The sequence below is a fragment of the Shewanella amazonensis SB2B genome (assembly GCF_000015245.1).
In the GTDB taxonomy this organism is placed as follows: domain Bacteria; phylum Pseudomonadota; class Gammaproteobacteria; order Enterobacterales; family Shewanellaceae; genus Shewanella; species Shewanella amazonensis.
On record NC_008700.1, the window covers coordinates 1,607,400 to 1,626,805 of the forward strand.

The 19,406-nt window shown below is 53.5% G+C and carries 14 protein-coding genes; 8 read left to right on the forward strand and 6 right to left on the reverse strand.

The genetic code is table 11. The features are described 5' to 3' along the window. Window positions 1–96: 96 nt before the first annotated feature. Window positions 97–1,431: an N-succinylarginine dihydrolase gene (astB, locus tag SAMA_RS06900; protein ID WP_011759436.1), complete on the reverse strand. Its 1,335-nt coding sequence runs from the start codon at window positions 1,429–1,431 to the stop codon at window positions 97–99. 336 nt (window positions 1,432–1,767) lie between these two features. Here astB and topA point away from each other — a divergent pair, with 336 nt between their 5' ends. Beyond that, window positions 1,768–4,386 (forward strand): type I DNA topoisomerase, encoded by a 2,619-nt coding sequence (gene topA, locus SAMA_RS06905; protein ID WP_011759437.1) that lies wholly within the window; start codon window positions 1,768–1,770, stop codon window positions 4,384–4,386. Between the two features lie 98 nt (window positions 4,387–4,484). On the opposite strand, the gene SAMA_RS06910 is transcribed toward topA, so the two are convergent. After that, window positions 4,485–5,258 (reverse strand): hypothetical protein, encoded by a 774-nt coding sequence (locus SAMA_RS06910; RefSeq protein WP_011759438.1) that lies wholly within the window; start codon window positions 5,256–5,258, stop codon window positions 4,485–4,487. A gap of 218 nt (window positions 5,259–5,476) precedes the next feature. Here SAMA_RS06910 and cysB point away from each other — a divergent pair, with 218 nt between their 5' ends. Next, on the forward strand, window positions 5,477–6,451 hold the full coding sequence (gene cysB, locus SAMA_RS06915; RefSeq protein ID WP_011759439.1) for an HTH-type transcriptional regulator CysB: 975 nt from the start codon (window positions 5,477–5,479) through the stop codon (window positions 6,449–6,451). A 57-nt stretch (window positions 6,452–6,508) separates the two neighbouring features. On the opposite strand, the gene SAMA_RS06920 is transcribed toward cysB, so the two are convergent. Further along, window positions 6,509–7,885, reverse strand: a complete 1,377-nt coding sequence (locus SAMA_RS06920; RefSeq protein WP_011759440.1) for an L-serine ammonia-lyase — start codon at window positions 7,883–7,885, stop codon at window positions 6,509–6,511. Between the two features lie 339 nt (window positions 7,886–8,224). Between SAMA_RS06920 and nagZ the strand changes: the two genes are divergently transcribed. The 3 genes from nagZ (at window position 8,225) to SAMA_RS06935 (ending at window position 10,638) form a co-directional block, all read left to right on the forward strand. After that, complete coding sequence (gene nagZ, locus SAMA_RS06925; RefSeq protein ID WP_011759441.1) at window positions 8,225–9,250, forward strand: beta-N-acetylhexosaminidase; 1,026 nt, start codon at window positions 8,225–8,227, stop codon at window positions 9,248–9,250. A 108-nt stretch (window positions 9,251–9,358) separates the two neighbouring features. Further along, window positions 9,359–9,901, forward strand: a complete 543-nt coding sequence (ycfP, locus tag SAMA_RS06930; protein ID WP_011759442.1) for an alpha/beta hydrolase YcfP — start codon at window positions 9,359–9,361, stop codon at window positions 9,899–9,901. A 461-nt stretch (window positions 9,902–10,362) separates the two neighbouring features. Continuing rightward, the gene (locus SAMA_RS06935) at window positions 10,363–10,638 is read left to right on the forward strand and encodes an acylphosphatase (RefSeq protein WP_011759443.1); all 276 of its coding nucleotides are present in this window, start codon (window positions 10,363–10,365) and stop codon (window positions 10,636–10,638) included. Here the strand turns inward: SAMA_RS06935 and SAMA_RS19135 are convergent. The 3 genes from SAMA_RS19135 to SAMA_RS06950 all read right to left on the reverse strand — a co-directional run bounded on the left by SAMA_RS19135 (window position 10,629) and on the right by SAMA_RS06950 (window position 15,924). Beyond that, a complete protein-coding gene (locus SAMA_RS19135; RefSeq protein ID WP_011759444.1) occupies window positions 10,629–11,813 on the reverse strand; it encodes a peptidoglycan binding protein CsiV in 1,185 nt (394 codons plus the stop codon). The genes SAMA_RS06935 and SAMA_RS19135 overlap by 10 nt on opposite strands. Next, on the reverse strand, window positions 11,813–15,280 hold the full coding sequence (mfd, locus tag SAMA_RS06945; RefSeq protein ID WP_011759445.1) for a transcription-repair coupling factor: 3,468 nt from the start codon (window positions 15,278–15,280) through the stop codon (window positions 11,813–11,815). The genes SAMA_RS19135 and mfd overlap by 1 nt, the downstream gene beginning before the upstream one ends. Window positions 15,281–15,348: 68 nt before the next feature. Beyond that, window positions 15,349–15,924 (reverse strand): hypothetical protein, encoded by a 576-nt coding sequence (locus tag SAMA_RS06950; protein ID WP_157608312.1) that lies wholly within the window; start codon window positions 15,922–15,924, stop codon window positions 15,349–15,351. A gap of 91 nt (window positions 15,925–16,015) precedes the next feature. Between SAMA_RS06950 and SAMA_RS06955 the strand changes: the two genes are divergently transcribed. From SAMA_RS06955 to lolE, 3 genes are all read left to right on the forward strand, one after another. Then, complete coding sequence (locus SAMA_RS06955) at window positions 16,016–17,251, forward strand: lipoprotein-releasing ABC transporter permease subunit (protein WP_011759447.1); 1,236 nt, start codon at window positions 16,016–16,018, stop codon at window positions 17,249–17,251. A gap of 64 nt (window positions 17,252–17,315) precedes the next feature. Beyond that, a complete protein-coding gene (lolD, locus tag SAMA_RS06960) occupies window positions 17,316–18,005 on the forward strand; it encodes a lipoprotein-releasing ABC transporter ATP-binding protein LolD (RefSeq protein ID WP_011759448.1) in 690 nt (229 codons plus the stop codon). After that, window positions 18,002–19,264: a lipoprotein-releasing ABC transporter permease subunit LolE gene (gene lolE / locus SAMA_RS06965; protein ID WP_011759449.1), complete on the forward strand. Its 1,263-nt coding sequence runs from the start codon at window positions 18,002–18,004 to the stop codon at window positions 19,262–19,264. Before lolD ends, lolE begins: the two co-directional genes overlap by 4 nt. The last annotated feature ends 142 nt before the right edge of the window (window positions 19,265–19,406 follow it).

The window sequence follows — 19,406 nt, forward strand, 5'->3', positions numbered from 1 at the left end:
ATTAACAGCCTGTGTGAGTTCATAAATGAGAAAAGAGATGTGATAAAAAAGCCGCTTCTGCAGCGGCTTCTGTGGGGCATTCAGCCAAAATCTGTATTAACGTTGGAATTGATACACGCTGCCAAGTTTCATGATTTGCGTCAGCTCATCCAGTGCAGTCCGTGATTCCATCAATAGCTGCGGGTCAGCCAAATCCTGAGTACTCAGACGGTCGCGATAATGTTTATCGACCCACTGATTCAGACGGGCAAAGAGCGCATCGTTCATCATTACCTGTGGGTTCACTGCCGCCAGTTCGGTCTCATTCATGGCTACCCGCAGGCGCAGGCATGCAGGACCACCGCCATTTTGCATGCTTTGCTTCACATCAAAATAATGTACCGCCTTAATGGGCGTATTCAGAGTGACCAGCTCATTAAGATAAGCATGGACTGCTGGATTTTCCTGGCAATCGGTAGGGGCTATGATAGCCATGTTACCGTCACTCAGGGTAATTATCTGCGTGTTGAAGAGATAGCTCTTTACTGCATCCTGTACACTCACCTTGGCAGTGGGAACTTCGATAAAATACATGTTGCCATGCATTTTTTTATCGATTTCAGCGAGTTTCGCCTGGGTCTCCAAAAAAGCCTGCTCATGGTAAAAGAGCACATTTTGGTTACCCACTGCAATCACATCGTTGTGAAAGACGCCCTGGTCGATAACATCGGGATTCTGCTGCATGTAGACGGTGCGATCATCACTGAGCTGATGCAATCTGGCAACGGCCTGCGAGGCTTCCAGCGTTTGCCTGGCTGGATATTTTACTGGCGCCGGACGGGATAGGTCGGCAACGCTGCGACCATAGACAAAGACTTCAACGCCAGCCTGGCCATAATCATGACACAGGCGGGTATGGTTGGCAGCGCCTTCATCACCAAAATGTGGGTGCTCGGGTAGATGTTGGTGATGAGCAAAATACCGCTCATCGGTAAAAATGGCTTTCAATATATTACCTGTGGTGACAGGCTCAATGCTGCGATGCAGTTTGTCTACCAGGTTTGCTGGTGTGAAATGGAGCTTTCCATCGTCACTGTCAGCACTCGGAGAAACTGTCGCCGCGTTGGCGGTCCACATACTGGACGCGCTGGCGCAGGCTTGCAGCAGCACAGGTGAGGCCTTTGCTGCCTGAGAGAGCACATCGGCGTCAGAGCCCGTGAATCCCACTCTGCGCAGTGTATGAATATCCGGGCGCTCCTGTGGGGCCAACATACCTTGCACCATGCCCATATCGGCTAATGCCTTGGCTTTTTTCAGGCCTTGCTTGGCAGCGTCTTTGGGGTTTGAAACTTGGGCGGCATTGCTTTGGGAGGCGACATTACCAAAAGACAGACCGGCATAATTGTGGGTAGGGCCAACCAGTCCATCAAAGTTTGCTTCAAAGTGCTTCATTGCTTGTCCTCAGTGGGGCTCGAGCTTGGTTCTTGTTTCGATTTTTTTTGTGATGAAGGCCTCAGTATACTGGGACAATCCTGCTTCACAAGTTGCCCAAAGACAGCAAAAGTCGTGACAATTGCCAGATTTGCATAACTATTGCTTGCTTGCTGGCGGAATATGAAATATTAGTTTTTAATTACGCAAAGTTATTTTTAAACATTTTTTTCATTATTGATTAAAAAGTGACTCGCTGGTCCTGATATCTGAGGGAAGCGCTTGAAACTGCCGTTTCAACCCTCTATATATGGGGCCAATTTCTACCTTCTCGAGAATTTTGGCGCAAATTAAGCTATGGGTAAATCGCTCGTTATTGTCGAATCGCCGGCGAAAGCCAAGACCATCAACAAGTATCTTGGTAAAGAATTTATTGTGAAATCGAGTGTTGGCCACATTCGTGATCTGCCAACCTCGTCTGCCGCCGAAGGCAAAGCCAGCACCAAGTCAGCTGCCGAAGTTCGCAAGATGAATCCTGAAGAAAAGGCCAAATACAAGGCTCAAAAGGACAAGCAAGCCTTGGTTGCCCGAATGGGTGTTGACCCCGAACATGGATGGCAAGCCAACTACCAGGTACTCCCCGGTAAAGAGAAGGTGGTCAAAGAACTGCAATCTCTCGCCAGCAGCGCTGACCAAATCTATCTCGCAACCGACTTGGATAGAGAAGGGGAGGCCATTGCCTGGCATTTGCAGGAAGTGATAGGCGGCGACGAGTCAAGATATAAGCGCGTGGTATTTAACGAAATTACCAAAGGCGCTATTCAGGAGGCCTTTAGCCGTCCCACTGATTTGAACACCAATATGGTTAACGCCCAGCAAGCTCGCCGGTTCCTAGACCGGGTAGTGGGCTTTATGGTATCGCCTTTGCTGTGGAAAAAAGTGGCCCGGGGCTTGTCTGCTGGTCGCGTGCAATCGGTTGCAGTGCGGTTGGTGGTTGAGCGTGAAGCTGAAATCAAGGCTTTCGTGCCGGAAGAGTTTTGGGATGTTCATGCTACCCTGAGTACACCCGCGGCGGCTGAGTTGGTGATGGAGGTCAGTCGCTATCGGAATGAGGCTTTTGAACCTGTTACTCAATCAGAGGCCATGGCGGCGGTTAATGCGCTTGAAAAAGCGGCTTTCACCGTCACTGACCGTGAGGACAAGGCTACCTCCAGTAAACCAAGCGCTCCCTTTATTACCTCCACCCTGCAACAGGCGGCGAGCACCCGTTTGGGCTTTGGGGTGAAGAAGACCATGATGCTGGCCCAAAGGCTCTACGAAGCGGGTCACATCACCTATATGCGTACTGACTCAACCAATTTGAGCCAGGAAGCGCTTGAAAATGTGCGAGCGCACATTGAAAAGGAATTTGGCAGTAAGTACTTACCCGAGTCTCCTATTCGTTACGGCAGTAAAGAGGGTGCACAAGAGGCTCACGAAGCCATACGTCCTTCAAACGTTAAGGTAGAGTCGGCAACCCTGATCGATATGGAAAGGGACGCGCAGCGGCTCTATGAGCTGATTTGGCGGCAATTTGTGGCCTGTCAGATGACGCCTGCCGTTTACGATGCGACCCGGATAACTGCCAAAGCCGGCGATTATGAGCTCAAGGCAAGCGGCCGTATTCTCAAATTTGATGGTTGGACCCGTGTACAACCTGCACTGAAGAAAAAGAACGAAGAAGATAATACCCTGCCGGATGTGCAGGTGGGGGATATGCTCTCGCTTAAGGCACTGGATCCCAAGCAGCACTTCACCAAGCCCCCAGCGCGCTACAGCGAAGCCTCACTGGTTAAAGAGCTCGAAAAGCGCGGTATTGGCCGTCCATCAACCTACGCAGCCATCATCTCGACCATTCAGGACCGTGGCTACGTGAAGGTGGAAAACCGCCGTTTCTACGCCGAAAAAATGGGTGAGATTGTCACCGAGCGTTTGGTCGAAAGCTTCAGCGAGCTGATGAACTACGACTTTACGGCGGGAATGGAACAGACCCTGGACGATGTTGCCAAGGGCGACAAAGACTGGAAAGGCGTGCTGGACGGTTTTTACAGCGGTTTTACTGCCAAGCTGGAGAAAGCCGAGGCTGAACCCGATGCTGGCGGTATGCGCCCCAATCAAATGGTGCTGACGGATATCCCCTGTCCTACCTGTGGCCGCCAAATGGGGATCCGTACCGGCACCACAGGTGTGTTCCTGGGCTGTTCAGGTTATGCCTTGCCCCCCAAAGAGCGTTGTAAGACGACCCTGAATCTGACGCCGGGTGAAGAAGCCATCAGCGACAGCAGTGAAGATGCCGAGACCGATGCGCTCAGAGCCATGCACCGCTGTGGCAAGTGCGGTATGGCCATGGACTCCTACTTGCTGGACGAAACCCGAAAACTTCACGTGTGCGGTAATAACCCCGAGTGTGACGGTTATGAGGTCGAAAAAGGCGCATTTAAGCTTAAAGGCTATGAAGGCCCTATTATCGAGTGCGACCGCTGTGGCAGTGATATGGAGCTGAAAAACGGCCGATTTGGCAAGTATTTCGGCTGTACCAATGAGAGCTGTAAAAATACCCGTAAGCTCCTTAAAAATGGTGAAGCTGCGCCACCGAAGGAGGATCCTATCCATCTTCCTGAGCTGAAATGTACCAAGTCTGACGCCTATTTTGTGCTCAGAGACGGCGCTGCCGGGATCTTCCTTGCGGCCAGTACTTTCCCACGCTCACGGGAAACCCGCGCGCCTTTGGTGGAAGAACTGAAGAAATACCGTGAAGCCCTGTGGCCCAAGTACCAGTATCTGGCCGATGCGCCTGTTGAGGATGCCGAGGGTAACAAGGCGCTGGTGAAATTCAGCCGTAAGACCAAGGAGCAATATGTGGCCACTGAAGTCAATGGTAAGGCCACCGGGTGGAGCGCTCACTTCAAAGACGGCAAATGGGTTGAGTCCAAGTAAGATGTTTTACCGGCCAACCCTTCTCAGGTTGGCCATATAAAAAAATCCCCGCAATGCGGGGATTTTTTTATGTGGGAGGGATGTAATCAATGATGGCGTTACCATTTCTTTTTGGGTTGGAACAGCATATCCAAATCGTCACCTTCCTTGCGGGAGCTGGGCGCGCTTGGCTGGGACAGCTTCTGGGCGCCCATGATTTCATCAAGCAACTGTTTGGCTTCATCCACTTTTCGACCAATAAAAGGATCGTTCGGGGTCTGTGCCTTAATCGCGTGCAGGGTTGATAGCGCCTTGGTCACCATTTGCTTGGCAGAGCCATACTGTTTCATGTAACAGGCCGCCCTTGCGCGCGAAATCATGGACTCGACGTTGATACGCAATTGCAGACTGTCTACCCGGGCCTCTTCATCGGCAAAAATCATGGGGTCTACTTTGCCTTTATTGTGCTCGGCTCTCAGTATGGCTTTAAGTTTTTTGAGGGTTTGCACAATCACCAGAATTTGCTTGTCGTTATCCGGTAAGCGAAAGCTTTCAACAGGTGGTACATTCACGGCGCCTTTCATGCCTTCGATTTGGCTTTGAACATCAATTAATCGACGTTGGTAATCGGACTTGGGTTGCCCCGTGCTCAGATCGACTGCCACCGCCAGGGCTTCCTGGATGCGTCGATAAAGCACCATGACGACATGGGTGCTGCAGGGAAACATACCTGTGTTGGAAAGTACGCCTTCGGTCTCATCGATAATCGCCCGTTGTCGTGCAACTTCTGTACGCCGCTCGGCCTCTGCACGTTCCTTTTGCTGCTGAACGACGTTGACTCCAATAATGAGCAGCAACAAGGCCCCACAGGCGAGCAGGATCATTAATAACATAGGTCGTCCATTATTGTTACAATTCAGCCAATGCTACAATAAATCAATAAACTAGCATAGATATCTTAGCGCAGCTTGGGGGACATGTCGCTCAAATTGGGCGAATGGGTTTTGTTATTCCTGTTTGATTTAATTTAATCGGTGTACTATAACCCATGATTATAGATAGCCAGCTTAAGATTAGCCTCCCACCCCTTGGGAGTGGCTAAGGAAGTGAGATGAAACTTCAACAACTCAGATACATTGCCGAAGTGGTTAACCACAACCTGAACGTGTCCGCCACGGCAGAAAACCTCTACACGTCCCAGCCGGGGATCAGCAAACAGGTTCGTATGCTCGAAGATGAGCTGGGCATCCAAATTTTTGGACGCAGTGGCAAGCATTTAACCCACGTAACACCGGCTGGTGAGCAAGTGATTGCCATCGCCAACGATATTCTGGGCAAAGTTGAAAGTATCAAAAAAGTCGCAGAAGAGTACACCAAGCCGGATCAGGGTGAGTTGAATATTGCCACTACCGATACCCAGGCAAGGTACGCGCTGCCGCACATCATCAAGGGCTTTATCAAACGCTATCCCAAGGTGAACTTGCACATGCATCAGGGTACGCCAACACAGATTAGTGAGTTGGCTGCCCGTGGCGAAGCGGACTTTGCCATCGCCACTGAAGCCATGCATCTTTATTCGGATCTCATCATGCTCCCTTGCTACCACTGGAATCGCTCCATCGTGGTAACCCGGGATCATCCCCTTGCCGGGCGCAGTCAAATCAGCATCGAAGAGTTGGCCCGTTATCCACTGGTGACCTACGTGTTCGGTTTTGACCGTGCATCAGAGATTGAACGGGCGTTCAATCGCGCGGGACTTGAGCCAAGGCTGGTCTTTTCTGCCACCAGTGCCGATGTGCTCAAGACCTATGTTCGCTTGGGACTGGGTGTTGGGGTGCTGGCGTCCATGGCCATTGACCCCAATATTGACCGGGACCTGGTGGCCATCGATGCCAGCCATCTGTTTGCCCATTCCACCACCAAGATTGGCTTTCGAAAGGGCAGTTTCCTCAGAAGCTATATGTATGACTTTATCGAGCTTTTTGCACCTCACCTTACCCGTGACGTGGTTGAGAAAGCCGTCGCGCTGCGCGATCCCATACTCATTGAAGAGATGTTTGCCGACAGAGAGTTACCAATCCGCTGAGTTGGCTTGCGCCCATAAAAAATCCCGCACCAAGCGGGATTTTTTATGGAGTGAGAATTAACACTCAACTATGTTAACAGCCAGACCACCCTTGGCGGTTTCCTTGTATTTACTGCGCATATCCCGGCCGGTGTCCATCATGGTTTTAATTACCTTGTCCAGAGACACCTTATGGTTGCCATCGCCACGAAGTGCCAGACGCGAGGCATTGATGGCCTTGACTGCCCCCATGGCGTTACGCTCAATGCAGGGAACCTGTACCAAGCCACCTACCGGGTCACAGGTGAGGCCCAGGTTATGCTCCATACCAATCTCGGCGGCATTTTCAACATGCTCAACCGTGCCACCCATGATTTCGGTGAGTGCTGCAGCAGCCATGGAGCAGGCAACGCCCACCTCGCCCTGACAGCCCACTTCAGCGCCAGAAATAGAGGCGTTTTTCTTGTACAGAATGCCAATGGCAGCGGCAGTCAGGAGATAACGTGCGCAAATATCCACATCGACTTGCTGCACAAAGGTATCAAAATAGCAGAGTACCGCCGGGATAATACCCGCAGCACCATTGGTGGGGGCCGTTACCACACGGTCGCCGGCCGCATTTTGCTCGTTCACCGATAATGCAAACAGGTCTACCCAGTCCATGGCATTCAGCGGGTCCACGTTGTTGCGGCCTTCGGCTTGCAGGCGACGATAAAGGCCAGGAGCACGACGGCGCAGCTTAAGCCCTCCCGGGAGCATGCCTTCTTTCTTGTAGCCTTTCTCAATGCAGGTTTTCATGGTCTGCCAGATATGCCACAAACGCGCCTTGACGTCGTCTTCGCTGGCCAGCGTCAGCTCGTTTTGCATCATCAGGGATGAAATCGACAAGCCATTGTCAGTGCACATTTCCAGTAGCTGTTGGGCACTGTTGAAATCATAAGGTGCTGCCTTGATGGGCGTGGCGGGTGACGGATTTTTACGCTCGATTTGATCTTCATCCAGCACAAAGCCACCGCCTACCGAGTAGTAGGTACGCTGATACAGGCACTCACCACCGGCAAAGGCATAGAGGGTCATGGCGTTGGCATGGGCGGGAAGCGTCTTGCGTCTGTGGTAGATGATGCCGTCTTCACGGGTAAACTTAACGGTTTTACCCTGTGCCAGCGTCAGGGTTTCCTGACTCGACACCTGGGCCAGAATGCCATCGATAGCGTCGGTATCAACGGTTTCAGGATCTTCCCCCATGAGGCCCAGGATCACGGCTTTGCCGGTACCGTGGCCTTTACCTGTTTGGCCCAATGAGCCAAACAGCTCGGCACGCAGTTCATCAACCTGTGCCAGCAACCCCATGCTTTCCACACGGGCAACGAATTCTTTGCCAGCCTTCATGGGGCCGACCGTATGAGAACTGGAAGGACCTATTCCAATTTTAAATATGTCAAATACACTGATCATAGCTTGGGCCCTGTTTGGATGTAGTTGTTATTTTAGTCGTCTGTCCGATGCTTGCTCGCTCACCGGAGTGCTTTGCGGTAACCTCGGCTGGTCTCCTCTGTAGTGAGGGCAGCATAATTCGGGATATGAGTCTCCGCAGCCGATAAGTATCCCACAATCCTTTGAGATAGTTTCATTAGTTATTTTTATGCAATATTGTTCGGATTAGTCTGACTAACGTCTGATGTTTGAGCCGGAATTGCCGTTAAGATAGCGTTATCGCTGTATGGATTTTTATTGAGCATGTATTGGCTCTGCTCAACTGGCCTGATATGTGATGAATTTTTATAGGGAGAATCTATGGGCTTTTTGATGCTTGATATTGCAGGCACCCAACTTAAGCGTGAAGAAGAAGCCTTATTGGCTTCCCCCATGACTGGCGGTCTTATTCTGTTCAGCCGTAACTTTGAAAATCGCGCCCAGTTAAATGCCCTGATAGCGTCCGTTAGAAGGGTACGCTCCGACCTCCTTATTGCAGTCGATCATGAAGGTGGCAGGGTTCAGCGGTTTCGCGAGGGATTCACCCAAATTCCTGCGATGGGCGACATATTGCCAGCGGCAGGCCAGGATTTAGGGTTGGCGAAACGCTGGGCCACTGAGCTGGGCTTTCTGATGGCTGTGGAGCTACTTGCCAGTGATATTGATTTAAGCTTTGCCCCCGTGCTGGATGTCAATGGGGTAAGTGACGTGATTGGCAGGCGAGCATTCAGCGCCAATCCAGATGAGATTACCGCGCTGGCTGATGCCTTTATCCGCGGCATGGACAGTGCTGGCATGAGGGCTGTGGGTAAGCATTTCCCCGGTCATGGCAGCGTTAAAGCCGACTCCCATGTGGCCATGCCTGTGGATAGCCGCGAGGCAGGTGAAATCCTGAACTTTGATATGCAGCCGTTTAAGCAGCTTATTGATGCTCAGCGTCTCGACGGTGTGATGCCTGCCCATGTGGTGTATGACAAACTGTGTCCCAATCCCGCCGGATTTTCATCTTTCTGGTTACAGGAAAAGCTCAGAGGTGAGCTTGGATTTGACGGCGTGATATTTTCCGATGATCTGGGGATGGAAGGTGCCGCTTTTGCTGGCGATTATCCGGCCCGGGCCCGTGCGGCGCTGGCGGCAGGTTGTGACATGATTTTGGTCTGCAACAACCGTGACGGGGCCTTGTCGGTATTGGCCGCTCAGGCGTCACTGAATGAGATTGACGGCAGGGCGCGCCGCAATGCCGCCACACTGAGGCCTGATCCAATTAAAGCCATCAGGGCATTGGATAACCACGAACGTTGGGAAAAAGCCCGGGAGCTGGCCTTGTCTATTGGTTATCAGCCTTAGTTCTGTCCGTCCAAGTTCGCAAAGTTTGCGCATTATTTGATGATGCGCAAGCTTTTGTGCCCCTTGCCCTGTTAGGGTTTAGCTATCACAGCACAGCGGGCTTCTCTGATGATTCTCTATTTCCACGGTTTTGACTCCACCAGTCCCGGTAATCACGAAAAAATGCGCCAGTTGCGATTTATCGATGCTGACGTGCGCCTGATTAGCTACTCCACCGAGCATCCCAGATACGATATGCAGCAGATGCTCAATGATGTTGCCCGTGAACTGGCTGAGGTAGATAAGCAGCAGGTTATTGCCCTTGGTGTTGGCTTGGGGGCGTTTTGGGCAGAACGTATTGGTTTCTTGAACGGTATCCGTGCGGTGCTTATCAATCCCAATCTCACGCCGGAGCACAACATGGTGGGACGCATAGACAGGCCGGAGGAGTACGCCGATATCGCCGCCAAGTGTGTTACCGAGTTTCGAAAGAAGAATCACGGGCGTTGCCTGTGTATTCTCTCTCGCCATGATGAGGTGCTCGACAGCAAGGTGGCTCAAGCCACGCTTTCACCCTTTTATCCCATCGTTTGGGATGATGAGCAGCCCCATAAATTCCCGGAGCTTGGCAGCCACCTGGCAACCATAAAAGCCTTTATGACAGCGTCTTGACCTCTGGGTCACCCTTCATTTTGTGTTCGCGGCAGCTCAGGCCGCTGGCTGTGTATTGGTCGCTTGCTGGGGTATAGAACCTAAGCCTCAAGCGCAGGAGTTAAATAGAACTTCCGTACCATATCGCGCCATTTAAATACAGTACGCAGTCTTGATAAAAGCGCTTTCATTTGTGACGTTGATCACAAATGAAAGCATTTTTGTATTTGCGCTAAATCCCGGCATTGAAAATTCACAGTCAGTCGGTAGAGTGACGGCCTTTCCCGATACGGTTTGTAACAAAACGTATCAATGAAAGTAGTTTTGGTCTTAACGGACCTACCGATTGCGTATGTCGCCCGATGCAGCTAACAGCAGTTTTGTTAGCTGTTTTTTTTGCCCCTCATAAAATCCCGCTTCGATTTTCCTTGTTCCGGTTGATGTCGTATGCTCATAACACAATCACTTAGGTGGAGGTCCACATGAGGCGTGTGCTGATTCGGGTCAAGGGCAAGGTGCAGGGCGTGTGTTTCAGGCGGTTTGCCCTGGAGCGGGCGAGGGAGCTGGGGGTTACGGGGTATGTGACCAATATGGATGATGGCTCAGTGCAAATTCTGGCCCAGGGAAGTGCGCCCTTGGTGGAGAAACTCATTGATTGGTGCTGGGAGGGTTCACCCGCCGCCAGCGTCAATGCGGTGGAAGTCAATGAAGACGAGGCAGATGAAATCTACCTCGACTTTTCAATCACTCAGTCCTGATTCTGCTGCTGATTTATCACGTCTGCCTCGGGGGTATCATCACCCTCGGGCTCGGTGCTTGGCTCTTCCACATCCACAGCGCCAGTGGGCTGCGTCATCTTGCGGATCTGGATCACCATGCCGAGTTTGGGGTGATCGAAGTAATGCACCTGTCCACTGCGTACCCGACGGTTTTGCGTCAGTGGAATGGCAAACAGGAAAGGCTGCTCTTCGAATGCAATTTGCTGGTCAGTTTTGGCTGTAGAAGCGCCAGCGGCCTGATTGTCACTCTGGCCATAACTCTGGCTCTGCAGCGCCTCATCTTCAACCGCCACTTTGCGGGTTCCCGGCGTTCTTAACACCAAATCAGTTTCAATGTAGAGGTAGTGGCTCAGATAAATGTTAAGCAGGCCGTCGAGTTGCCATACCGGCGCCGGAGGGCGGTTCCTGAGCATACTGGTGCCATCCAGACCATTCTCGGGCTGCTGAAGGCCGGATACCCCAGTATCGTCAGATGCAATCAGTACCTGAGGATCGGCGCCATTTGAGCCCGTATCCGGCGCAGCTGACTGCGCGCTGTCAGACGTAATAGCCAGACCAAAGGCATTGGTGCTTGCTCCGCCTTCCATTACCGGGTCCAGGGGGGGCCGCAGGGTGCCCATGGCGGTGAATCGGTCCGCAAAGTTTTCTCCGCCGAATAAGCGAACCGGAGTTGAGGCGTGTCTGGGTTGCATTGCCTGCTGCCAACTCATGTGCAGCAGTGGGGTGATGCCGGATTCCCGGGAAAGCTGTTGCACGGCGTCATTGAATTGCAGTTTGGTGCTATCCATCAAAAGAGCACCGGCCCCGGGCTCTGCCACCACCTGGGATGGTGCGACGACCTTAACTGGCATGGGGTTTGGGTAGCTGGGGGCAAAACTCGCTATCTGAATATCCATCGCATCGCAACGCAGGCTGTCGACGAGGCGCTCCTCCTCGGAGCAGGGCACCAATGAGGTATCCTGCGGTATCACAACCGGGCTGATAAGATCCCGTCCCTTGGCGAAGGCCGGCAAGCGGGTTTGCTCCGGCCATTCTTCGGCACTGGGCTGGTTGCGCTCAAACAGGAACACTTCGACCTCAAACCAGGACTCTGCCATGGCCTGACTCAGGGGCAGCAAACAAAAAGCTGCACTCATCGCAAGTTTGCGGATCATTATTTTCCTTCTCCAACGCTGTGTTGTTCGAGCTGCTCCAGCAGCAGTTCCAGGAGTTCCAACCTTTCCTTGGCGGTTTCGCAAGGCATGGTGAACCTGAGTTTATTGGGGCCGTCCATACGATAGACCTGGGGCTGTGACGAAAGCAAGCCGATGATAAAACCGGGATCGACCCTGTGCTCTTCACCAAATTCAATACTGCCGCCACGGCCGTGCATCTCGATTTTAGTGGCGCCCAGTCGGGTGGCCCTGTGCTTCTGTACTGTCATGGTTAACAGGTTACGGGTGGCATCGGGCAGGAGGCCGAAGCGGTCGATAAGTTCGACCTTCATTTCATCCACGGCCTTTTCAGTGTCACAGCCAGCTATCCGTTTATAGAGTGACAGTCGCATATTCACATCGTTTACGTAATCGTCGGGCAGCAGCGCCGGTATACGTAAGTCGATTTCACACTGAGCGCCCAGCATTTGCCGGAGTGACGGCTCTTTGCCCTGCTTGAGTGCCTTTACGGCGCCTTCCAGCATTTCCATGTAAAGGCTGAAGCCAATCTTGGAAATATGGCCGCTTTGCTCATCGCCAAGCAGTTCACCGGCGCCGCGGATTTCCAGATCCTGAGTCGCGAGCATAAAGCCCGCCCCCAAATCTTCCAGGGCATCGATGGCCTCGAGCCGTTTGCGGGCGTCCACCGTCATCAGCTTGGGATGGGGAGTCATCAAGTAGGCATATGCCTGGTGATGGGAGCGCCCAACGCGGCCCCTCAGCTGGTGCAGTTGTGCCAAACCGAAATGATCGGCCCTGTCTATCAAAATGGTGTTGGCACTGGGAACGTCGATACCCGTTTCTATGATGGTGGTACACACCAACACGTTAAAGCGCTGATGGTAAAAGTCCGACATGACCCGCTCCAACTCGCGCTCGCGCATTTGTCCGTGGGCGGTCACAACCCGCGCTTCCGGCAGCAGTTCTCGAATGTCCTGTGCGGCCTTCTCGATGGTTTCAACCTGATTGTGCAGATAGTACACCTGACCACCGCGGAGAATTTCCCGCAGAATCGCCTCGCGCACCGTGGCCTTGTCGTATTCACGCACAAAGGTTTTCACCGCCAGACGCTTGGCCGGCGGGGTGGCGATTATGGACAGATCCCGCATACCCGACATGGCCATGTTCAGGGTGCGGGGAATGGGGGTGGCGGTCAGGGTCAGAATATCCACATTGGCCCGCATGGCCTTGATACGCTCTTTCTGACGTACCCCAAATCTGTGCTCTTCGTCGATGATAAGCAGCCCAAGAGACTCGAAATTAAGCTCGGTATTCAAAAGCTTGTGCGTACCAATCACAATATCGACCTTGCCCTCACCCATGGCCGACAGCACCGCCTGTTGCTCTTTGGCGGTCCTGAAGCGTGACATCACTTCAATGCGTACTGGCCAATCGGCGAAGCGGTCTTTAAAGTTTTCAAAATGTTGCTGTGCCAGCAGCGTGGTGGGTACCAGTACAACAACCTGCTTGCCGCTGGACACAGCAAGGAAGGCTGCGCGCATGGCAACTTCGGTTTTACCAAAGCCCACATCACCACACACCAGTCGGTCCATGGCTTTGGGCTGGCACATATCGTCGATAACCGCCTTGATGGCGGTTTCCTGGTCCACGGTTTCCTCAAAGGGGAAACCCTGGGCAAACTGCGCGTATTCGGCTTCATCCAAGGTACAGGGATCGCCGGGGCGCGCTTCGCGGCGGGCGTAAACGTCCAAAAGCTCTGCCGCCACATCACGGATTTTTTCAATGGCCTTGCGCTTGGCCTTGCTCCAGCTTTCGTTACCGAGGCGATTGAGCGGCGCCGACTCATCGTTACCCACCGCAAAACGGCTGATAAGATGCAGCGCCGATACAGGCACATAGAGCTTGTCTCCACCGGCGTATTCGAGCTTGAGGTACTCGGCCACCAGGCCACCCGTGTCGAGGGTTTCCAATCCCTGATACAGACCCACACCGTGCTCAAGGTGTACCACCGGCTGACCCACCTTGAGTTCGGCCAGGTTTTTGATGAGCACATCCTGACTCAGTTGGCGCTGTTTGTCCCGGCGTCGCTCCTGAGAAACCCGCTCACCAAAAAGCTCGGTTTCACACACCACGGCGAGCTGGGATTTGCCCATTTTCAGCTGACAGCCCATAGCGAGTGGCGCCACTACCAGACCGTGAGGGCTGTCTGAGGCCAGAAACTCATCCAGATGGCCAAAGAGTTTGGGTTTTAAGCCTGCCTTGCCAAGGAGTTCCAGCAGTGCTTCCCGGCGACCTTCCGATTCGGCCACAAAGGCGATGCGCTGACCTCCCTGAGCCCAGTTGGCCAGGGATTCAAGCGGTTGCTTGAGTTTATGGTTGGCTCGTATATCGGGTAGGGGAGCTGCTTCAAGGGTTTTATCACCTTCGTCGCCGGACAAATCAATCCTGGGATACAGCTTAAAGCGGGCAAACAGCTCTTCTGTTGTCTGGTACAGCGTCTTGGGCGGCAGCAAGGGGCGCAGTGGGTCAACCTGTCGGTCTTCGTAGCGACTGTGGATTTCGCCAAGGTGATGTTCTGCTGCCTGATGCAGCGCACCCGTTGTGATGATTTGCAGCTCTTCGGGCAGATAATCGAACAGGGTGGCAGTGTCATCAAAAAACAGCGGCAGGTAGTTTTCAATACCGGCGGGCATCAGATTGCGGCTGACCAATTGGTACACAGATTCCGCCGCGTTGTTGACTGTCTCAAAGGTGCGGCGGTAGCGCTGACGAAAGCCTTCGATGGCCTGGCTGTCGGTAGGGAACTCCCTTGCCGGCAACATCCGAATACTGTCGACTTCGCCGCTGGAGCGCTGAGTCTCAGGGTCGAAATGGCGAATCGACTCCACTTCATCGTCAAAGAGTTCTATGCGCAGTGGCTCGCTCGCACCGCTGGGGAAAATATCCAGAATCGATCCACGGATGGCAAATTCACCGTGCTCATAAACCTGCTCAACCAGGTGGTAGCCCGTGTCCACCAGATGCTGGCGCATCTGCTGCAGCTGATAGCGGTCGCCTTTTTTTAGAATAAGCACATTGGCGGCCAGGAATGCCTTGGGTGGCAAACGCACCATCAGAGTTGTGAGGGGCACGATAACCAAACGCCCTTTGCCACGCTCCAGATTGGACAGGGTTTCGAGACGCTGGGAAATCAGATCCTGGTGGGGTGAAAAACTGTCATAGGGCAGGGTTTCCCGGTCGGGAAACAGGCAAATATCGATACCACGGGGCTTGAGCAAATAACCAAGCTCTGCCTCCAGCACCAGGGCTGTGGGGGTATCACTGGTCACTATCAGGGTGGTACCCGCGTAACTGCAGGTCATTTCGGCCAATGTCAGGGCGCGGGCAACGCCGCCAGGCAGCCTGACAGCAGACACCCGGCCTTTGGCCGGAGTCTTGGGAAGACGGTCTACCGTAAATGAACTCATTCGGATTGGATTGCCGGTTTTTTTACGAAAAATCAGGCGCTCATTGTAGAGGCAAGCACTAAGGCTTGTCACCTTTCCAAGGGACTTGGTGCTTGCTGTTTGCGCGCTTTTAACTGCTTTTGTTGTACGCTCAGGCTGGCTTTAACCAGATGTTCTACGTCGGCTTCGAGTATGCCTTCATAAACGAGTTCGGTAAGCTCACGCCCCTCTTCGTGGCTGACCGAGGTAACCCGGGCGATACAGACCAGGGCAATCAGCTCATCACGAATGTACACAGTGGTTTTGTAGAGCTCCCCGGGGCGCAAAGTCCCCTGGGATTCAATCACGATATTGCTGCCACCAAAACTCACGCCCCGGTAGCGTTTGCCATCGCGCTGCTCGTTTTCCAGCACGTAGTGCAGCACCATGTCCACCTTACGGGACTGTAATTTTAAAAAGTCCACCACGGCTTTGGCTTCGTTATCGAGTTGCCTTAAATGCAATAAGCACCCGGCTTCGAGGGTTTTGACGTCACTGAGCAGTTGCAGGCCCACGCTGCGCATACCAAGTAGCTCGGCATCACTTGGCATGGGGCCGTCAAACGGTTGTAAATAGGCATTGAAATCGTGCGTCACGCTGAAATAGGCGTTGGGATCGGCTAACAAGGACATGCCTCTTTATTTATAGGTGAGATACCCCTATTATCGTGCCCACTCAAATAAATACGCAAGCATAGCCAAGGCATCAGCAGCGCACATGTTTTCTTCCTCTGCCTTTCTTATCGGATATCGCTACTGGCGGGCCCGCAAAGCCAATGCCTTTGCCTCCTTTATTACCCTGTTTGCCGTGAGTGGTATTTTCCTCGGAGTTGCCGCCCTGATTGTGGTCAGCTCAGTGATGAATGGCCTGGAAGGGCAACTCAAAACGCGCATTCTTGGCGCCGTGCCCCAGGTGGTTGTTGAAAAAAACGATGGCTTCGCCGACTGGCGTCAAACGGCCGACCAGCTGCAAGCAACGTTGCCGGGCATTGTGGGCGTAAGCCCATCCACAGGGACCCAGGCCATGTTGCAATCGAGCAGCAACATCGGTGCCGTGCAGCTTTCCGGTATTCTGCCTGAGGTGGAGTCAGCCCTGGCGAGCCGAACTACCACTGTCTACTCTCCCGCCTTCGACAGCCTTATCAGCGGCGAATACCGGATAATCCTTGGGGTACAGCTCGCGTCAGAGCTGGATGTGGCCGTGGGGGACACCATCCGGGTGCTCAGCGGCGAAGGCGTGGTGTTTTCACCTTTGGGGCCCGTACCCAGCCAGCGTAAGTTTATCGTATCGGGGCTCTTTCAGATGGGGTCTCAGGTGGATGCCCAACTTGCTTTTATTCATTATGACGATGCCCGCCGTCTGATGCGAAAAGCACCGGACAAGGTGGATGGCCTCAGATTGTATCTGGACGATCCCTTTGAGGCCGAAGCCACAGGCAAGGCTGTGCCGCAGATATTGGCAGCTGAGGGCGATACGCTCAATGTTCATGACTGGCGCGACGGCTACGGCCACCTGTTTGGTGCAGTCAAAATGGAAAAGAATATGACGTCGCTGATGCTCAGCCTGATAGTGGCGGTGGCAGCGTTTAACATAGTATCGGCGCTGGTGATGATGGTGGTGGATAAAACCACCGATGTGGCCGTACTGATGACCCAGGGACTGACCCGCAGTGCCGTGATGGGGATTTTTGTGACCCAGGGTTCCCTGAATGCCTTACTGGGACTGGTGCTTGGGCTGATTGCCGGTTTAGTACTGACGCTGAACCTGAATCCGCTGCTCAGCGCTCTGGGGATTGCTGTGCTGGGCGCAGGGCAGCCTCTGCCGGTGATAATCGCTGCCGAGCAGCTCTGGCTGATAGTGATTGGCACTGTGGCCATAACTTTGCTGGCGACTCTGTACCCGGCACTCAGGGCGTCCCGGGTGGAACCCGCTTCGGCGCTCAGATACGAATAATTCAGGTACGAATAATTTATGCCCAAGGCATTCAGGCGCGTGGCGCCGGTGAGAGAGAATACAGATGCAAGACATACTGCTTAAGGTCGAAAACGTCAGCAAAACCTATCGGGAAGGCAAACTGGAAACCCAGGTGCTGTGCGGGGTGGATCTTTCGGTATACCGCGGCGAGCAATTGGCCATTGTGGGCGGCTCTGGCTCGGGTAAAAGTACGCTGCTGCACATCATGGGCTCTCTGGATAAACCCACCAGTGGCAAGGTGCTGCTGGAAGGTGAAGATCTGTACAGCTTGAGTGCGGCACGCCAGGCGCAAATCCGAAACGCCAGCCTCGGCTTTATCTATCAGTTTCATCATTTGTTGCCCGAATTCAGCGCACTGGAGAATGTGGCCATGCCGGCTCGTATCGCCGGAGTGGATAAAAAAACCGCCTTTGGCCGCGCAGAAGCCCTGCTGGAGCGGGTTGGTCTGAGTCACAGGCTGTCCCACGCGCCCTCAGAGCTTTCCGGTGGTGAGCGTCAGCGTGTAGCCATTGCCAGGGCGCTAATCAATCAGCCCAGGCTGGTGCTGGCTGATGAACCCACGGGTAACCTGGATGCCGCCAGCGGTGAAGCCGTATATGCCCTTATTCGCGAGCTGGCAGCCCAGCTTGGCACCGCCTTCGTGGTGGTGACCCACGACAATGCGCTGGCCGCGCGCATGGACAGGCAGTTATCGATGAAAAGCGGCAAATTAACCACCGGAGCCCGCCAATGAGTTCCAGGGCAGGTGCTGCATTGTCGCTGTGGCTGGGTTTCAGGTTTTACCGTGCCCGCCAGTCCAACAGTTTTATCAGCTTCATCTCCTTTGCCTCGACCGCAGGCATCGCTCTCGGGGTGGCAGTCTTGATTATTGTTCTGTCTGCCATGAACGGCTTTGAGCGTGAGCTCAGAGAGCGTTTTTTGGACGTGGTGCCCCACGCCGAGCTGGTTGGCGTGAATGAACCTGTACACAGTTGGCAGGCGATGGTTGCTGATGCATCAAAAATCCCGGGCATTCGTGGCGCAGCGCCTTTTATCAGATTGCAGGGATTGGCGCAGCGTCAGGGCGGTTTTCAGGGGCTGAGTCTGGTGGGCATAGACACATCCCTTGAAGGGCAGGTTTCGGGTATCGAGAGCTATATGCCCACCGATGCCTGGCAGGCCCTTGGTCAGGATGAAAATGCCATCGTATTGGGGCGATCTCTGATGGAAAAGCTTGGCCTGAACGAAGGCGATGCACTGGTGCTTTTTGTGCCGGATTTGAGTGGTCGCCAAAATGGTAAGCTTGGTGCCACCCGCAGCCACAAATTTGTGGTGCGTGGCAGTTATCATTTGGGCGGCGAGCTTGAACTGGTCACTGCCTATGCCTCCATGGCCCATTTGGCGCGGGTGCTGGAAATGGGTGAGGATGTCAGCGGCGTGCGCATCGCCGTGGACGATGTGTTCAAGGCTCCCAAGCTTATCCGTGAGCTGGGCTTTACCCAGAGTCAATACCTGTACATGAGTGACTGGACCCGCACCCAGGGGCACCTGTATCAGGATATTCAATTGGTGCGTACCCTGATGTATCTGGTGCTGGCATTGGTGATTGCCGTGGCCTGCTTCAATATCGTCTCTACTCTGGTGATGGCGGTGAGAGACAAAACCTCGGAAATTGCCATCCTGATGACCATGGGGCTCAGGCGCAGCGCCATAGTACTGGTCTTTATGGTGCATGGCGCCATCAGTGGACTCCTTGGCACCCTGCTTGGCGTCAGTGCCGGTGTACTGGTGGCGCTCAATTTGTCCGGGCTCGCCAAGGCGGCCGAAAGTGCCCTTGGTGTACAGCTGCTGTCATCCGACGTTTACTTTATCGATTTTCTGCCCTCTGAGCTTCATGGACAGGATGTTGCTGTGGTTGCTGCCATGGCACTGCTGATGAGTCTGTTGGCGACCCTGTATCCTGCCTACAAGGCGAGCCTCACTGAACCTGCGCCGGCTCTGGCAGGTCGCTGATGCAATCAGAATCGAACATAAAAAAACGCGCCTTCAGAGCGCGTTTTTTATGTTCGGAAACTGGGGTGGCTGGATGTTGAAACTGCAATTTTCGCCTGAGCATTCCATGCTGAATGTCGGTAAGCCCGATTGCCGGGGTATT